Here is a 16,486-nt window from a genome sequence, read left to right on the forward strand (position 1 = left end):
GCAGGGGAGGCGTGGTGAGCGCCGAGGCAGTGGGTGCGAGTATGCCGACGCAGGTGACATTGGATGACCTTGCTGTGATGGCGGCAGCCGATGAGAACCACCGTTACGAACTCAGTCCCGAGGGAGTGTTGTCCGTCATGCCGCCCGCGGATCCTGATCACGCGCTTATCGTGTCGCGGATGTTCGCTTGGTTCCTCACCAATGGCTACGGCCCGGAGCAGGTTGTCACGGACTGCGGCATCGATGTCGGTGGCGGGCGAGTTCCTGACCTCACCGTGTGGGCGGAAGGCATGCCGCCGCGCCCGGCCAGGTCGAGCTATGCCGGGACGGTCGGGCTCCTGCTCGCTGTTGAGGTGGTTTCCAGGGGTTCCGAGGTCACCGATCGGATGATCAAGAAGGTCGAGTACGCCAAGGCCGGGATCCCCCACTACTGGTTTGTCGAGCGTGATGCGGTCACCGCGGTGCATCGGCACGCCCTCAGTGCCGCCGGTGAGTATGAGCTTCACCCCGGTGGTCCTCAACCGCTTGCCTGGCTGTTGAGCACCGTTCCCGACATTTCGTGATCCCTTCCCGGACGGGCCGAGCGAGGACGTCGACCTGTGTGATTGACGCGCTCACCGGTGGCCTGTAGGCGCCCCGACCCGTGGTCGGGGCTTCGCTTCGCCGCCGGTCGGAGCGGAGTTCGCGGTAGGCGCTCCTCGCGGTAGATCAAGCTTCGGTATCCCGTGGAATCCTCCGCCAAGGTGTGGGGGCGTCCCGGGGGTGAGAGGGCGGAGTTGGCCCCCAAGAGTCCTCGCGTCCTCAGCCATCGGCAGTCACTTGTAGAGCGTGAGGTCGGAACGCTACCGTTACGGCGCGCCGCAGAGGCGCGTCGTAACGGGGGAGGAACTTCATGAGTCGGTGGTATCGGTCGCGGCTGCGCTCATTCGGCGTCGGCGTCTCGGCATTCCTGGGCGGATCATTACTCCTCGTCCCACCCGCTTCCCCGGTTGTCGCCGCGCCGCCCACGGCTCCCACCGGCGCCCCCTCCGACGTTCTCTCAGTCGTTCCGGAAGGAGGCATCCGCTCGGCGTTCCGCTACACCTCCGCCTCGGGGGGAACGGAGAAGCCGTTCGGTTTCGTTTCCACTGGCGGGACGGTGCGGGTCCAGCCCTTCGGTGAGGACCCACAGCCCGCCCTCAAGGCGAAGACCGGCGCGCCGGCGGCCGCGGCCGCGGTCACCGCAGCGGCCGCCACCTACCGGACCACGATCAAGATTGACTCGTCGAACTGGTCGGCCTGGAACAAGACGATCCACCTGTGGAACCGCGACACCTGGACCTACCTTCCCGTCAACAACCCGGGTAGCTCGCTCACCGCCACGGTCGCCTTGCCGCCCGGCAACTATTTCGTCGGCGCGATGTACGGCATCTACGACGTCGACAGCTTCCTGCTGACCAAGTCGTTCACCGTGACCTCGAGTGCACAGACGGTCGTCCTGGCCCAGGCGTCGGCCAAGGAGGTCGCGCTCAAGGTCGACGACGCCACCGCCCGGCACGACGCGAGCGCTGTCTGGCTGTCCCTGCCCAACGGTGACCTGATCGGATTCGCCGGCGGCTACAACAACACGCGGACATTCGTGACGACCGCCTCCACCCCCGGCACCACGCTGCGTACCCACGAGATCCTGACGAAGAAGGGCACGACCGCGCTCCGGCCCAGCCCGTACCGGTACGACCTCACCAAGAGCTGGGCCCACCCGTTCCCGTCTTCCCTGATCGGCACGTCGAAGACCGCGGCGCTGGCGAAGACCACCACGACCATCCGGGGTCAGGGCATCAACACCCCCGGCACGTACGAGTCGGTCTCGATGTTCGGCGAATGGACCGGCGTCTACCTGTCGACCCAGATGCGCCTGCCCGCGACCTTCGTCGAGTACGTGACCCCCGGCGTGACTGTCTCGCGGTTCGCCCGATACGGCGCGTCCCAGTACCTCGACCTCGGTGATCGCGTCCTCCCGGCCGGTCTTTCCCCGTCCACGACGGCCGGCGTCGGTCCTCTGGCGCCCAGCCGCCGCAAGTACAACGACGACTCCCGGCGGGCCGGAAACCAGCTGCAGATCCTGGAAAACATGCCGTACGGCGATAGCGCGGGCAACCACGGCTACGACTACGCCGCCAAGGCCACCGTCGAGCTCAGCGCCGGCGGCCAGGTGCTGAAGACGTCCGGCACCGGCAGCATGGTGGTGGACGTGCCGGCCGGGGAGCAGACGTACCAGCTGAAGCAGACCCACACCCGGACCGTCGCGGGCTCCCAGCTCGCCACGATGGTCGACAGCGACTGGACCTTCACCTCCGGCAGCGCCACGCGCGGCGTGCTCGACCTGATGGACCTCGCGATGGCGTCGACCGGCCTGGACCAGCGCAACAGGGCGGGCGCCGCCCCGGTGACCCTGACCGTCGTCCCGTCCACCCGGCGCACCGCTGCGGCCAGCACGATCCGGGCCATCGAATGGTCCACCGACGACGGTGCCACCTGGACCGACCTGCCGTTCACCGCCTCGGGAGCGGGCGTCACCGCGTCGCTCGCGGTGCCGGCCACGGCGGCGTTCGTCTCGCTGCGGATCACCGCCGAAAACGACCAGGGCGGCAAGCTGACCCGGACCGTCCAGCGCGCGTTCGCAGGCCCGGCTACCGGCGCCGACGAGAAGACCGGCGACGTGACCGTCTCCAACGTGACGATCAACGGCGGCAGCGTGCTGAACCTCGGCACCTCAGGCACGGCCAGCGTCGCCGCGACGTTCACCGCCACCGCCCCTTCCGGCATCGCCGACGCGGGCCTGTTCCTCTGGCACGGCGCCTACAACGCCCCCGACGGGGTTCAACTGGCCGACACCAGCTGCACGCCGGTGAACGCCACCACCGCTAGCTGCTCGGCCACCCTGTACTTCTGGGACGTGCGCTACATGTTCTCCAGCAACGCGCTGGCCGGCACGTGGCGCGCCTCGGCTTGGGCGACCGCTAAGAACGGCACGGGCCTCGCCCACCGGCACAGTGCGGGCACCCTGGTGGTCAAGCGGGTCACCAGGCTGGCTACCGCGAACGCTACCCCCGAGCCGGTCAGGAAGGGCAAGAAGATCACCATCACCAGTACGCTCACCCGAGCCGACTGGGCCACCGGCACCTACGCCGCCTACGCCAACCGCGCAGTCACGCTGCAGTGGATCAAACGTGGCGCGAAAAAGTGGACCACCGTGAAGTCGGTGAAGTCAAACGCCAAGGGTCAGCTGACAACCACGGTCACGGCCACCGCAGACGGTTCCTACCGGTTCGTATACGCCGCCGACACGGCCTCCGCCGGAGCCGTCAGCGTCTTCGACTACATCGACGTCCGCTAACCCCAACCACGGATCAGAAGGTTAGGGGTTCGAGTCCCTTCGGGCGCACCAGCAAGAAATAGCCCTTCACCAGCCATAACGGCGAGGTGAAGGGCTTTTTCATGCTCACGCTGATGGCGGTGTTGGGTAGTGGCAGTCCTGACCGGCTGGCCGCCCGCTGACCGGGCCGAGCGGCATCGGCAGGGCTGACGAAAGCCATGGGGACCAAACGGTGTCCACTTCGCCACCTGGAGCCGTAGCGCGGAACCTGGTGAGCTGGCAGCCCTGAATCGGCCTACCTTGAATCGGAGATCGCGTGAACCGCATCATGAAGCGCATCGGTACGGCGGCGCTGGCCGTGGCGACGGCGCTGACTGGAACGGTGGTGTTCGCCACCTCACCGGCTCTCGCCGCGCCCAAGTGCAGCGACCAGCAGGCGAACGAGTTCGACACCAACGGCTTCAACGTCGATATCAAAATCAGCTTGTGTGTCAAGAAGACCGCCAACGGACGCCACGTCGCCTACGCCAAGGGCTCCTGGGGCGACGGCGGTCCAGACATCAGGAAGTTCAACAGTTTCAACATCAACCTGCGCCTCGAACGCAACAACGTCGACAAGGCCACCTACGCATGTGACCTGACCACGTCGATCAACTTCTACGAAACCGGGACATTCGACGATTCGGGTGACAGCCACAACTTGATCGACCAATGCTCGGCGCTGTCCAGCTCCGGCCTCGACGGTGGGTGGTCCGCCGACGGGAACATCAAGTACGACATCACCGACGACGGCGAGGGCACGAAGACCTGGAGCCTGCACGGTTCGCCCCTGATCAATTGAGCCCTGACGCAGCGCCTGGGGCGACGGCGCTCTCACCGCCGGAGGTCTCGCAGATGGTCGGAGCCGGTGCCTGGCTGGCATGACTCACTTCGACGGGCTCTGAATCAGCTGATTTCCCGGTGCCGAACAGCTTTGGCGAGTGTGCGGATGCCCCGGCTGATCTGCTGCTCGGTGACGTTGCCGAAGCCAAGCACGAGAGCGGGCGGGCGTGGGCCCGGCTCAGCTTCCGCGTCAGCGGCCACGAACCGGTAGTGGCCGAGTCCGTTGACCCGCACGCCCATGGTCGCCGCGGTCGCCACGACGGCACGCTCGGATGTCCCCTCGGGGAGGCGTAGCAGAGCGTGACAGCCGGCCGCCAGCCCTTGCAACCGGTCCGGCCCGAAGGCGAGTTCGGCCGCGGCCGCCAGCACGTCCCGGCGTGCGCGGTAGATCTCCCGCACGCGTCGCAAGTGGCGGTCGAAACGGCCCGACTCCATGAGCAGCGCCAGCGCTTCCTGGTCCAGGCCGGGGGCGCCGCGACAGCTGAGCCGTTTCTCCTCGACGATCCCTGCCACGAACCGTGGTGGTGCGAGCACCCAGCCCAGCCGGATCGCGGGTGCGAGCGTCTTGCTGACCGAGCCCAGAGCGATCACGTGGGCCGGGTCGAGGCCCTGCAGTGAGCCGACCGGCTGACGGTCGTATCGGAACTCGGCGTCATAGTCGTCCTCGAGGATGACCCCGTCGACCTCGTCCGCCCAGGCAACCAGGTCGCGTCGCCGCGACGGGCCGAGCGCGACGCCGGTGGGGCACTGGTGGGCCGGGGTCAACAACACCGCCCGTGCCCCGGTCTCGCGCAGGCGGCCCACGTCGAGGCCGTGGTCGTCGACGGGAACCGGCACAGCGTCCAGGCCCGCGCGGCGGGCGATGACGTCATGCTCGCGGGGACCGGGATCCTCCAGCGCGATGCGCCGGATGCCGTGCTGTGCCAGCGTCGCGAGGGCGAAAGCCAACCCCTGCCGGAAGCCAGAAACGACGACGGCCTCCTCGGCGACCGCGCACCCGGACCGAACGCGACGGTGGTAGGCGGTGACGACCTCTCTCAGGTGCCTTGAACCGGCCGGGTCCTCGTCACCCAACTCGGCGGTCGGAAGGGTCCGCGTCGCCTCCGCCACCGCCCAACTCCAGGCGGTCAACGGCACCGAGCCGAGATCGGGGATGCCGTACTCGAAGTCGACCTCGGCCGGCCGGGGCGGCGCGGCGGCAACGACGTCGGGCGCATGCCGGACCGGCCCGCCGGCCGGCATCGCGGCCACCCGCGTCCCAGAGCCGACTGCCGATTCGACGTAACCCTCGGCCAGCAACTGCTCGTAGACATCGACGACCGTGCCGCGCGAGACGCCGAGCAGCGCGGCCAGGCGCCGAGTTGACGGCAAGCGCTCGCCGAGGCTGAGCCGTCGATCCCGGATCGCCGCCCGCAACTGGTCCTGGATCTGAACCCCTAGCGGGCCAGCGCCGCGGTCCAACGCCACCAGAAGGTCGGGGCCGCCGCGGGCCCATTCCACCGTCATGCCACCAGTATCAGCAAATGGTCCACTCGGCGGGTCCGCGAGTGGACCTTCAGACTGGACCGCATCAGCCGCAGGCTCGATGTCATGAACCTCGGAGTCCTCATGGCACTCTCGTCGGCTCTCGCGTACGGTGCCGCGGATTTCATCGGCGGCGTCGGCTCGCGCCGGCACTCCCTGTGGCGGGTCGTGCTGGTCGGGCAGGCCGCTGGCGCGCTCCTCATGCTCATGGCCGGCCTGACGCTGCCGGGTAGCCCGGCCCCGTCGGACTTCGCCTGGGCGCTGCTGGCCGGAGTCGGTTCGGCGACCGGCAGCATCTTCCTGTTCCGCGGGCTGGCCCGCGGCCGGATGGGCCTGGTGGCGCCGATCTCGGCGGTCGGTGCCGCCCTCCTCCCCGTGCTGGTGGGGGTGGCCCTCGGTGAGCGCCCCAGTTGGCTGGTCTGGGTCGGTGTGCTCGCCGCACTTCCGGGGCTCTGGTTGGTCTCCCGCGAGACCACGTCGGATCGACCGGCGAGGACGCGGGGAGCGCTCCTTGACGGCGCCACCGCGGGCGCGGGGTTCGGCGTCCTCTTCATCGCACTCGCCCAGATCTCGGATGGCGCCGGCCTGCTGCCGCTGGCCGCCAACCAACTGGTCGGCGCGATCCTGACCGTGGTCGCCGCCGTGAGCCTCGGACAGCCCTGGCGTCCCAGCCGCGGCGTGCTCGGCTGGGGCAGCGCGTCCGGCGTGCTCGGCGCCTCGGGCACCCTCGCGTTCATGGTCGCCACCGAAGCGACCGGCCTCGGCATCGCCGGCGTCCTCGCCTCCCTCTACCCGGCCGTCACTGTGCTGCTCGCGGCCGGGGTGCTCGGAGAGCGGATCGGCGCCGGACAACGTACGGGCATCGTGATCTGCACCCTCGCAGTCGCCATCCTGGCTCTGGGATGAACCACAACAAGTCACATACAAGGGGAAGGGGAACACCGTGCTCAGGCAGATCGCGGAGGGTGTGATGGTCCACGAGAGCGAGTTCGTGCAGAGCAACGCCATCGTCGTGCACGGCCGCGCCGGCGTGTTGCTCATCGACCCCGGGGTGCAGGACCACGAAATGACCTGCCTCGCGAACGACCTGTCCCATTCGGGCCAGACCGTTGTGGGAGGCTTCTCGACGCATCCGGATTGGGATCACCTGCTCTGGCACGCTCAGTTCGGCGCGGCCCCTCGTTACGGCACGGCCCGATGCGCGACCGCTGTCCGGGAAGAGTTGTCCGACCCTGGTGCGAAGGCCCGCATCACCGCCCACCTGGAGCCGACGGGCATCGCCGAGCAGGTCCCACTTGACCTGTACGGGCTCATCACCGCCTTGCCCGCCGAGACGGCGCAGATTCCATGGGATGGCCCTCAAGTCCGGATCATCGAGCATCAAGCGCACGCACCGGGCCACGCAGCGCTGTTCATCGAAGAACGTGGGGTTCTCGTCGCCGGCGACATGCTCTCTGATGTCTTGATTCCGATGCTCGACCTGGACGGCACCGCCGACCCGATCGAGGACTACCTCGCAGCGCTGCGGCTGCTGGAGAGCGTGGCGGGCGACGTCGATGTCCTCGTCCCTGGCCACGGGTCGGTCGGCGGAGCTGACCAGGTACGCGAACGGATCGAGCGGGATCGGGAGTATGTACTCGCATTGCGTGCGGGCCAGGTTCCCAGCGACCCGCGGGTCGGCCCATCGGCTAAGCCCGGCTGGGAGTGGGTAAGCGATGTGCACAACGGGCAGGCCCAGCGCCTCGCCCGAAGAAGCGAGCGTGACGGGACGCCCGGCTAGCGGTCGGTAAGCGAAACAATGCCTGCCCAGCGGTCCACCTCGTGACCGCTGGGCGTTCGCGGGCCTGTTCACAGGCTCCGATGCGAGCGCCGAGGCAGTGGGTGCGAGTATGCCGACGCAGGTGACGTTGGATGACCTTGCTGTGATGGCGGCAGCCGATGAGAACCACCGCTACGAACTCAGTCCCGAGGGAGCCCACGTCCGTGACGGAACGGTGGCGCGGCTGCATGACCTGTCTCGGCTGGCGGCGTGACGTCACCGTTGCGACGATCCGGGAGCGACTCGTCCGTTTGGGCGAGGTGCTGTTGGTGATCTTCGATATACCCTCGCGCGTGACATCGACATCGTTGTCCTGTGCCACGGGGGATCTGAATGCTTAACCGAAGGATCGGTGCCGCCACCGTGGTGGCCGCACTGGCCGGATCCACTGCGCTCGCGGCCGGTGCCACGCCGGCGCTGGCAGACTCCGGCAAGGCTCTGCCCATCAAGTCAGTCGGCGACCTGGTCGTGGACAGCGCGCGCCAGCGGGTCTTCGTCAGCGACCCGACCAGCGGAAAGATCGTCGAGACGACGTACGACGGAACGGTTGTCGCCACCGCGAGCGGCCTGCCCCGGGTCGCCGGCCTGGCGCTCTCCGCCGGCGGCGATAAGCTCTACGGTGCTCTGGAGTCGGGACGGGCGATCGTCGCCCTCTCGGCCGCCACCCTCACCGAACCTGTCCGGTACGACCTGGGCGCCAGCGTCTATCCGTTGTCGCTGGAGAGCGTGGCCGGCAAGCTCTGGTTCAGCTACGACAACTTCGGCCGGGACCCGTTCGCCGGCTCGGACGGCAACATCGGCTCCCTCGACCTCAGCGGCGCGGAGCCGGTGGTGGAGTTGCCGCTGGACAGCACGGGCGCCTACGGCCTCTGGTCCGGTGCGCCCCAGCTGACCTCCGCGCCGGGCGACGGCGGGCTGCTCGCCGCCTTCGACCCGGGCACCTCCAGCGGGCGCGTCGCCGTCTACAACGTGTCCGGCGGCACCTTCACCCGGACCGGGGCGAAGCAGGTCACCGGCGGCTACACCCGGGACGCGGCGTTCACCCCGGATGCCACCCAGGTGGTCGCCGCCGACGCGAACGCGGTCACGGTCGCCGACAGCACCAACCTGGAACCGGCCGGCTCCTACCCGGTCGACGGCTGGGTCCGGGCGGTGGCCGTCGCGTCGGACGGCACGGTGGCGACCGGCGGGACATCCGTGCGGGTGTTCGCGCCCGGTGGCACCGCGCCGATCCGCGGATACGCCCTTCCGCACACCGACCCGATCTCCACCGGCTACGACGAGGTGGCCGAGCGGGCGCTCGCCTGGGAGCCGGACGGCAACCGGCTGTTCACCGTCACCGAGAACTACTCGGAGATCCACTACCTGCGGGTGTTCACCGAGCCGAAGAAGTCGCTGCCGGTGCTGAAGCTGTCCGGCCCGGCGTCGGCGACCCGGGCGAGGCCGATCACCATCACCGGCACGCTGACCGCTTCGCTCCCGCTGCCGGCCGGCACCCCGGTGGCCGTCACCCGCACCGACCTGGAGTACCCGTCCGGCAAGTCGCTGGGGACCAGAACGATCGCCGCCAACGGGTCGTTCTCGTTCACCGACACCACGTCGGCCGGTGGCAAGGTGACCTACCGGGTCTCCTACGCCGGGGACGAGAAACACTCCGCGGCCACGGCGACCAGGTCGGTCGCGGTCTCCCGGACGGCCACGACCCTGTCGCTGACCAACAACGGCAAGGTCTACGGGTACGGCAAGACGGGCACCTTCGCGGCGCGCCTCGGTGCCACGTACAAGAACCGGACCGTGGAGATCTGGGCCGACCCGAGCGGCGGCGACCAGAAGCGGCGGCTGCTCAAGCGGGCCGTGGTCAGCAGGGCGGGGTCCGTATCGGCGAGCATCCGGCTGACCCGCGACACCACGGTGTCCGCGGTCTTCGCCGGTGACGCGCGGACCGCGCCGAAGACCGTCTCGGCGATCGTCGGCACCAACGTCAGCGTGTCGCTGAAGCTGTCGAAGTACTACAAGACCAGCAAGATCGGCAGCACGAAGTACCGCTACTACCACGTGAAGACCAAGGCGAAGTTCAACGTCAAGATGACTGCGGCACCGAACGCGCGGAAGGCGCACGTCTCGGTGCAGTTCTACTTCCAGGGCAAGTGGCGGACCTGGGGCAACGGGTACTTCCCGGTCAAGGCGTCGATCTACCTCAGTGGCGCCGGTTGGCAGGGCTACAAGATGCGGGTCCGGACCGGGTACGTCAAGGGCAGCTCGAACTCGGGCGACAGCCTGAACACCACGACGTGGACCTCGTACCAGTACCTGTACTTCACCAAGTAAGAACGAAGGCCGGTCGGACCACCGGGGCTCTCCCCAGGGTCCGGCCGGCCTTCGCCGTTCGGTGATCGATGCCTACGGATCAGCGGCGGTAGGTGAGCTTGCTGCCCGCAGTCACGTTGCCGGCGCGGTCGTATGCGCGCAGCTGGACCGTGAACTTCTTGCCGTACTTCTTCGGGTTCAGCGTGAAGGCGTATCCGGCCTTCGTGTCGGTGGCCACGACCTTGCCGTTGACCAGCAGCTGGACGCGAGCGACGCCGTTGCGGTCGGCGGCCGACGCGGTGATCGTGGCCTTCTTGGTGAGCTTGGCCCGGTTCTTCGGCGCTTTGGTGACCTTCAGGGTGGGCCGGACGGTGTCGTTGACCACCACCCGGCGTGCGACCGTGCGGTTGCCGAGCCGGTCGGTCACGGTCCACTCGATGGTGAAGGGTCCCTGGGCCTTCGGCGTGACCGTCCAGGTGAACCGCGCAGCCGTGGCCTTGCCGTTTCGGACCGACGCGGAGGCGACACCGCTGCTGTCGGAGGCGGTGATCGTGGTGCGCACCGTGCCACGGACCAGGGCGTTGGTGCCGGGAGTGATGGCGGTGACTCTCGGCCCGGCGTTGTCGATGTAGTAGGTGCCGACCCCGAAGCTGGCGTTGTCGGCGGTGTCGAAGACGTGCACCTGCATGAATTCGTCACCGTTGCGGCCCCGGCTGTCCCAGCTCAAGGTCCACGGTGCGTGGTCCGCCTGCGCGACGACGGCCCCGGTTGAGTCACGGAGCAGGATCTTCGCGACGTCCGGGGAGAGGCCGGTGGCCTGGAAGCTGACGACACCGCTCAGCGTCGCGCCGAAGGCCGGGGTGAGGGTGAACTCCGGGGCGAGGACGTCCACGTGGACGCGGGTGCTCCGCACGCCGGTGTTCCCGTCGGCGTCGTACGCGCGGACCGTGACCTGTGCGTCGGTGTCGTGCAGCCGCGGCGGGTTCGGCAGGGCGAACGACAGCTCGGCCGGGATCGGCGCCAGGAACGACTCGGCGAGCACTCCTTCGACGAGCACCTCCACCTTCGTCACGGCGACGTCGTCGGCGTACGCCGGGCGGAGCCGGGGGAAGTGTCCGAGCAGCTGGCCCTCGGTCAGGCCGGTGCTCGACACGGTGGGCCGGGCCGCCGCCGGGCCGCTGCCGGGCACGAGCGCCAGCTGGACCGAAGCGGTACTGCCACCCTTGACCTGGACCCGCCCGGCCTCGTGGGTGAGCTGCCATCCGGTCACCGCGATGCGGTACTGGTCGCCGGCGGGCACGCCGGGGAACTGCGCGATGCCGGTCGCATCGGTGGTCACCGTGCCCACGGTCCCACCGAGGCCGTCGGTCAAGGTCAGCTCGACGCCGGAGGTGCCGCGCTGGCGGCTGTCACCGGTGCCGAGGATGTCGGCGAACGTCTTCACGGTCACGCCGCCGGTAAGCCCGGGGACCAGCAACCGGAAGCGGCCGGTGTTGTCGGCCTGGTTCGCCTCACCCGCGTCGTTGGCGAACGTCCAGGCGCCCACCGCCGCGCCCACTACGGCCGCCGAACGATCGACTGTTCCGTCCCAAGTGATGGTGTGCTGCTCGCCAGGAGCCAGGTCGAACCGGTCGTCTGGCGGGTCGGACGCCCGGATGATGCCGTCCTCGCGGCCACCCTCGAGCCGGGCGCCAAGCGCGGTGGCGTCACCGGCGTTGGTGACGGTGAGGGTGAAGGTGACCTCATCGCCGATGGCATAGGCGGTCTGGGCGGGGCCGACGGCGATGGTGACTCGCAGATCCGGCAGGGCCGCCGCCAGGGCGGGCGTCGCGGACAGGGCGATCGCGGTCGACCCCATCAGAATGGCCGCAGCGACGTGCGCCAGCGGGGTGTTGATGATCCGTTTCAACCGAGAAGCTCCGAAGCTCATTGAGGGGGTCCCGAACGCCGCAGAGATCGAGCGGTGTGGACGCCCAAGATCATAGAACGTAACGGTCTCGTCGTGGGGTACGCCGGCCTGCTCGCGGCAGGCCGGCGCTTCCTCGGGGAGCTCCGCGCGCACCGGCCCTAGGCCGGGATGTTCTCGCAGTTGTAGCTGTAGTCCGTGTCGCCGAGAAGGCACTCGTCGTTGCCGTCCCCGCCGTTGAGCGAGTCGGCCGCCTTGTCGTCGTCCTTGCTGCTGAGGTGGTCGTCGCCGTCGTCGCCGGAGAGGTAGTCGGCACCGCCGCCGCCGTAGAGCGAATCGTTACCCGGTCCGCCGCTCAGGCTGTCGTCAGCCGGCCGCCCGACGATCACGTCGTCGCCGCTGCCGCCGGTGATGGCCTCGATGTCGGTGGCTACGGTGTCTCGCTCACCCGCGGCGCCGTCGTCACCCGTGACGCCGTCGGCGTCCACGGTGACCGCCTTCGTGAAGTACGAGCCGTAGGTCAGCCAGTCATACCCGGTGCCACCGCCGTAGTAGTCCGCGCCGACGCCCTCGCCGTTGCCCGCGAGCGCGGAGATGCGGTCGCCACCCGGACCGCCGTGCACCCGGTCGTTGCCGTCGTTGGGGTGCAGCTCGTCCCGGCCGTTACCACCGGAGAGGTTGTCGTCGCCGGCGCTGCCGTCGAGGTAGTCGTCGCCGTCTTCGCCCCAGATGGAGTCGTTGCCGTCCTCGCCGATGAGCCAGTCCCGCTCGGGGCCACCGTGAATGCGGTCGTTGCCGGCGTCACCGAAGATCTCGTCCTTGCCGCCCTCGCCGTAGATGTAGTCCACCGACGAGCCGCCCCAGATGGTGTCCTTCGCGGCGCCGCCGTAGATCGTGTTCGAGCCGGTCCAGCCCCAGATGTGGTCCTCGCCGCCGCGGCCGTAGATCCGGTCGGCGCCGGTCCAGCCGTGCAGCTTGTCGGCGCCCGACCCGCCGAGGACCAGGTCGTTGCCGGTGCCTCCGTCCGCGTACGTGGGCACGCTCGTATCGTTGCGAATCGAGTCGGCCATGTCGTACGTGTAGAGCAGCACCTGGGTCGGCGCCTTGCTGGTCGTGCACCTGACCTTGGTCTTGTCGCGCTTGACGGCCTTGCAGCCCTTGCCCGCCTTGATCGCGACCCGGTCGTCGATCGTGATCGTATTCCGACTCCGGGTCACGACGACCCGGTTCTGTTTGCCGTTCGCTGCCTTGAATCGCACCTTCGTCGAAGCTACGACCGTGGCCACCCCGGTGGCGGCGGCCTGCGCGGGCGCGGCGAGCGCCCCGGCGGAGACGGTGGTGAAGAGGGTCAGTGCGACCCGGGGCAGCCAAACGAAACGAGCCATTGTGGATCCTCCCCTGGCTCCGGCGACGTGCTGCCGCGCGGTGCCAGGATCGTAAGGTCCATCAACAAGTCGCGCTGCCCCGCAGGACAGAAGGTAGGTATCGGCCTTCTTCGCAGGCGAAACTCGCCGGTTTCGGGGAGTTCACAACGTCAGCAGCAGCAGCGGAGCGGCGGCCGCCCACGCCTGTGGTGAGCAGGAGTGCGGGTAGGGCACCGGGCCGCTGCCACCCTCGCGGGCCAGGCCGGTCATCACCTCGGGCAGCCGGCCGTCGCCGAAGGACGCCGCGGCGAGCAGTCCGTCGGCGATGCGCGCCGCCTCGGCGGGGCGTCCGGTGGCGGCCAGGCCGGCCACCGCGATCGCCGTGTCGTGTGGCCATACGCCGCCGCGGTGGTAGGACAGCGGGTGGTACGGGGCCTGCCCCGCGGCCAGCGTCCGCACGCCCCAGCCGGAGAAGAAGTCGTCGCGTGTCAGTCGGTCGGCCACCGTGGCCGCCCATTCGTCGCCGAGCAGTCCGCACCACAGCAGGTGTCCCGCGTTCGACGCCGCCGCGTCGACCGCCGAGCCCGTGCCGTCGAGGGCCAGCGCCACGAAGCCGTCCGGTAGCCGGAAGTCGGCTGCGAACCGGTCGCGGAGGTCGGCCGCGGTCGCGGTGAGCGTCGCCGACCATGCCGGGTCGGCCCATACCCGGGTGGCGAGCCGGGCGGTGCCCAGGAGCGCGCGGTAGGCGTACCCCTGTGCCTCCGCGACCGCGACCGGCCCGGCCGCCGGGGTGCCGTCCCGGAAGACGATCGAGTTCGCGGAGTCCTTCCAGCAGTGGTGCACCAGGCCCGGCAGGTCGGTGCGATACCGCAGGTAGCCCGTGGCCAGCCCACCCGGCCCGAGCATCCAGCGCACCGCGGCCCGTGCGGGCTCCTCCAGCGCCTTCGCCAGCAGGTCGTCGCCGGTCAGCTCGTGGTGGGCGGCGAGCAGCATGAGGAACAGCGGCGTCGCGTCGACCGATCCGTAGTAGCGGGCGTACGGCACCTCGCCGGTCGTGGCGAGTTCGCCGCCGCGTAGCTCGTGGATCACCTTGCCCGGCTCCTCCACCCGGGATTCGTCGACCGTGCGGCCCTGGGTGGCGGCCAGCACCCGCAGCGTGCCGGCCGCCAGCTCCGGCCGGTGGGGCAGGGCGAACAGCGAGGTCAGCAGGCTGTCGCGGCCGAAGACCGTGAGAAACCAGGGCGCGCCGGCGGCCGGCACGACCGCCCCCGGCACGCCGGGTGCCGGCATGCGCAGGGCGTCGAGGTCGGCGAGACCCTGTCGTACGCATCGAGCGAGGTCGTCACGGGCCACCGTGGGAACGCGTCCGTCGTCGGCCGCGTGCCCGTCGAGAGCCTCGGCGTGCGGCGACGCCGACACGGTGACCTGCAGCGTCACCGAGCCCAGGGGCGGCACCACGACCGTCCACTGAATACTGTCGGTGGTCAGTCGGGCCGCCGGCGAGGCGCAAACCGTTGTCGTGCGAGTAAAGCCCCTGCGGGCGTACGAGAAGATCAGCCTGTCGCCGACCACTTCCGCGCGGCGGACCGCGTCGGACTTGTCGAAGCTGTTCGCCGAGCGCAGCTCGAACTGGTCGGCGAAGTCGGCCGCCACCTCGTAGCCCACCCGGACGGTCCGCGGGTCGGCGACGAAGCTGGTCAGCTCCAGCGACTCGATCAAGCGGCCCGGCTGCACCCGGCGGCGCCGGACCAGCGCGTACGGCGGGTCGTCGTGGCGGGCGGTCTCCGGCGCGTACACCGTCGATTCGGGGTCGCTGCGCAGGATGCGCAGCGGCGGGCCGGGCACCCGCAGCACCAACCGGGATACGTGCCGGCAGTCGTCGACGAAAAGTCCGTCCACGATGGAGCCGTTCACCTCGCCCCCGGCGGCGGCGGTGAGCAGGCAGGTGGTGCCGGCTACCGCCGAGTGTCCGCTCACGCCGCCCGGATGAGGTCGAGGGTCAGCGCCGCGGTCCAGCTGAACCCGTCGGCGCCGTGGCCTGCTCCGGTCAGCGGGTCGAAGTACTCCCGGAAGCCCGCGGCGCGCACCCGGTCCAGCAGCCGGTGGCGCAGGTCGTCGGCGAGCGCGGTCTCGCCGTGCAGCCGCAGCCCGTGCCAGCACAGCCAGGCGGTGTTCACCCATCCCGGCCCGCGCCAGTAGCGGCTCGCGTCGTGGTCGGCGGCGGTCAGGTCGTACGACGGTAGCGGGCACGCCTCGCGCAGCCGGAACCGCTCGCCCAGTGCCGTCTTGATCAGCTCGGCGGCGACCGGCAGGCCCGGCACGATGAGCGGCAGGATGCCGCCGACGGAGTACGACCGGATGAGCGAGCCGGTGTGCACGTCACGGGGGAAGAAGGCGCCGGCGGCCGGGTCGTACAGGGTGGACACCAGCGCGTCGGTGAGCCGTGCGGCAGCCGACAGGTGTGGCTGCGGATCGTGACCGAGTTCCGCCGCCATCGAGGCGAGCGCGTGCTCGCCGGCCGCCAGCAGGGCATTGCACAGCGGGTCTTCCACTGCGAAGCCGTGCACCCGCAGCGAGTCGGCGTAGCCGGCGTCGCGGTAGTCGCGCGCCAGCCGGACGTAGCGCCCGTAGTCCTCGTCGGTGGGCCGTTCGGCGGCCGCGGCGTGGTTGAGGTCGCGGCGGGTGAACTCGGTGGTGGGCACCGGCGTGACCCGCGACAGCGGCTGGTCCCAGGCCGGGCTGTTGTCCATTCCGGACTCCCATGGGTGCACGATCGACATCAGGCCGCTGCCGGTCAGGTCGCGCCGGGTCGTGAGGTAGCGGTGCCACGCGACCAGCCGTGGGTAGATCCGGGGCAGGAAGCCGCGGGCGCGGGCCGCCGCCGGGTCGGCGCTGTAGGTCGACCAGGCTGCGAGAGCGTGCGCCGGCGGCTGGATGATGCCGGATGTCGGCACCGCCGGCGCGTCGGGCACCGACGCGGAGCGCCAGAACGACGGGCCGGGAAAGTAGGCGTCGGCGGCCACGTGCGGGTCGAACACGATGTGCGGCACGCGCCCGTCGCGCCACTGCGCGCCGAACAGCGACTCCAGCTCCCGCTGTGCCCGGGTGGGGGACAGGTGCCGCAGGCCGATCGCGATGAAGGCCGAATCCCAGCTCCACTGGTGTGGATAGAGCCCCGCGGCCGGCACGGTGGCGCTTTGCCGCCAGTTCGTGGCCAGCACCCGCCGCGCGGCCTGATCCAAATTCGGCGCCGGCAACTGCGTCATGCTGTGTCCTCCTTCGGCATGCCCTGCTGGCCTTCGCCTGCGAGGCCGTCGTTCGGCGCCGGC

General features: G+C 69.9%; 13 protein-coding genes. 7 read left to right on the top strand and 6 right to left on the bottom strand.

All coding sequences use genetic code 11. The features are described 5' to 3' along the window. Together DMB66_RS46710 and DMB66_RS46715 are read left to right on the top strand one after the other, a co-directional pair. Nucleotides 1-563: Uma2 family endonuclease (locus tag DMB66_RS46710; RefSeq protein WP_233625333.1), on the top strand; the 563-nt coding region annotated here is incomplete at its 5' end. 575 nt (nt 564-1,138) lie between these two features. Further along, entirely contained in the window at nt 1,139-3,376 is a 2,238-nt protein-coding gene (locus tag DMB66_RS46715) for a hypothetical protein (protein WP_125810559.1), read from the top strand. A gap of 13 nt (nt 3,377-3,389) precedes the next feature. Here DMB66_RS46715 and DMB66_RS46720 read toward each other — a convergent pair whose 3' ends face one another. Further along, nucleotides 3,390-3,575: a hypothetical protein gene (locus DMB66_RS46720; protein WP_125810560.1), complete on the bottom strand. Its 186-nt coding sequence runs from the start codon at nt 3,573-3,575 to the stop codon at nt 3,390-3,392. Nucleotides 3,576-3,671: 96 nt separating this feature from the next. Here DMB66_RS46720 and DMB66_RS46725 point away from each other — a divergent pair, with 96 nt between their 5' ends. Then, entirely contained in the window at nt 3,672-4,196 is a 525-nt protein-coding gene (locus DMB66_RS46725) for a hypothetical protein (protein ID WP_125810561.1), read from the top strand. A gap of 104 nt (nt 4,197-4,300) precedes the next feature. Here the strand turns inward: DMB66_RS46725 and DMB66_RS46730 are convergent, their stop codons facing one another. Next, nucleotides 4,301-5,743 carry a PLP-dependent aminotransferase family protein gene (locus DMB66_RS46730; RefSeq protein ID WP_125810562.1) on the bottom strand — a complete coding sequence of 481 codons (1,443 nt, stop codon included), beginning with the start codon at nt 5,741-5,743 and terminating at the stop codon, nt 4,301-4,303. Between the two features lie 84 nt (nt 5,744-5,827). On the opposite strand from DMB66_RS46730, the gene DMB66_RS46735 reads away from it, so the two are divergent. From DMB66_RS46735 to DMB66_RS46750, 4 genes are all read left to right on the top strand, one after another. Further along, complete coding sequence (locus tag DMB66_RS46735) at nt 5,828-6,667, top strand: DMT family transporter (RefSeq protein WP_125810563.1); 840 nt, start codon at nt 5,828-5,830, stop codon at nt 6,665-6,667. A 37-nt stretch (nt 6,668-6,704) separates the two neighbouring features. Further along, nucleotides 6,705-7,541: an MBL fold metallo-hydrolase gene (locus DMB66_RS46740; RefSeq protein ID WP_125810564.1), complete on the top strand. Its 837-nt coding sequence runs from the start codon at nt 6,705-6,707 to the stop codon at nt 7,539-7,541. A 109-nt stretch (nt 7,542-7,650) separates the two neighbouring features. Beyond that, nucleotides 7,651-7,794 (top strand): hypothetical protein, encoded by a 144-nt coding sequence (locus DMB66_RS64680; RefSeq protein ID WP_233625334.1) that lies wholly within the window; start codon nt 7,651-7,653, stop codon nt 7,792-7,794. A 119-nt stretch (nt 7,795-7,913) separates the two neighbouring features. After that, complete coding sequence (locus DMB66_RS46750; protein ID WP_125810565.1) at nt 7,914-9,908, top strand: Ig-like domain repeat protein; 1,995 nt, start codon at nt 7,914-7,916, stop codon at nt 9,906-9,908. A gap of 79 nt (nt 9,909-9,987) precedes the next feature. On the opposite strand, the gene DMB66_RS46755 is transcribed toward DMB66_RS46750, so the two are convergent. From DMB66_RS46755 to DMB66_RS46770, 4 genes are all read right to left on the bottom strand, one after another. Continuing rightward, entirely contained in the window at nt 9,988-11,796 is a 1,809-nt protein-coding gene (locus tag DMB66_RS46755; protein WP_158647582.1) for an Ig-like domain-containing protein, read from the bottom strand. Nucleotides 11,797-11,954: 158 nt separating this feature from the next. Beyond that, nucleotides 11,955-13,178, bottom strand: a complete 1,224-nt coding sequence (locus DMB66_RS46760; protein ID WP_125810567.1) for a calcium-binding protein — start codon at nt 13,176-13,178, stop codon at nt 11,955-11,957. Nucleotides 13,179-13,319: 141 nt separating this feature from the next. Continuing rightward, the gene (locus DMB66_RS46765; RefSeq protein WP_125810568.1) at nt 13,320-15,134 is read right to left on the bottom strand and encodes a glycogen debranching N-terminal domain-containing protein; all 1,815 of its coding nucleotides are present in this window, start codon (nt 15,132-15,134) and stop codon (nt 13,320-13,322) included. Then, entirely contained in the window at nt 15,131-16,423 is a 1,293-nt protein-coding gene (locus DMB66_RS46770; protein ID WP_125810569.1) for a trehalase family glycosidase, read from the bottom strand. The genes DMB66_RS46765 and DMB66_RS46770 overlap by 4 nt, the downstream gene beginning before the upstream one ends. Nucleotides 16,424-16,486 lie beyond the last annotated feature (63 nt).

The organism is Actinoplanes sp. ATCC 53533 (genome assembly GCF_003947245.1).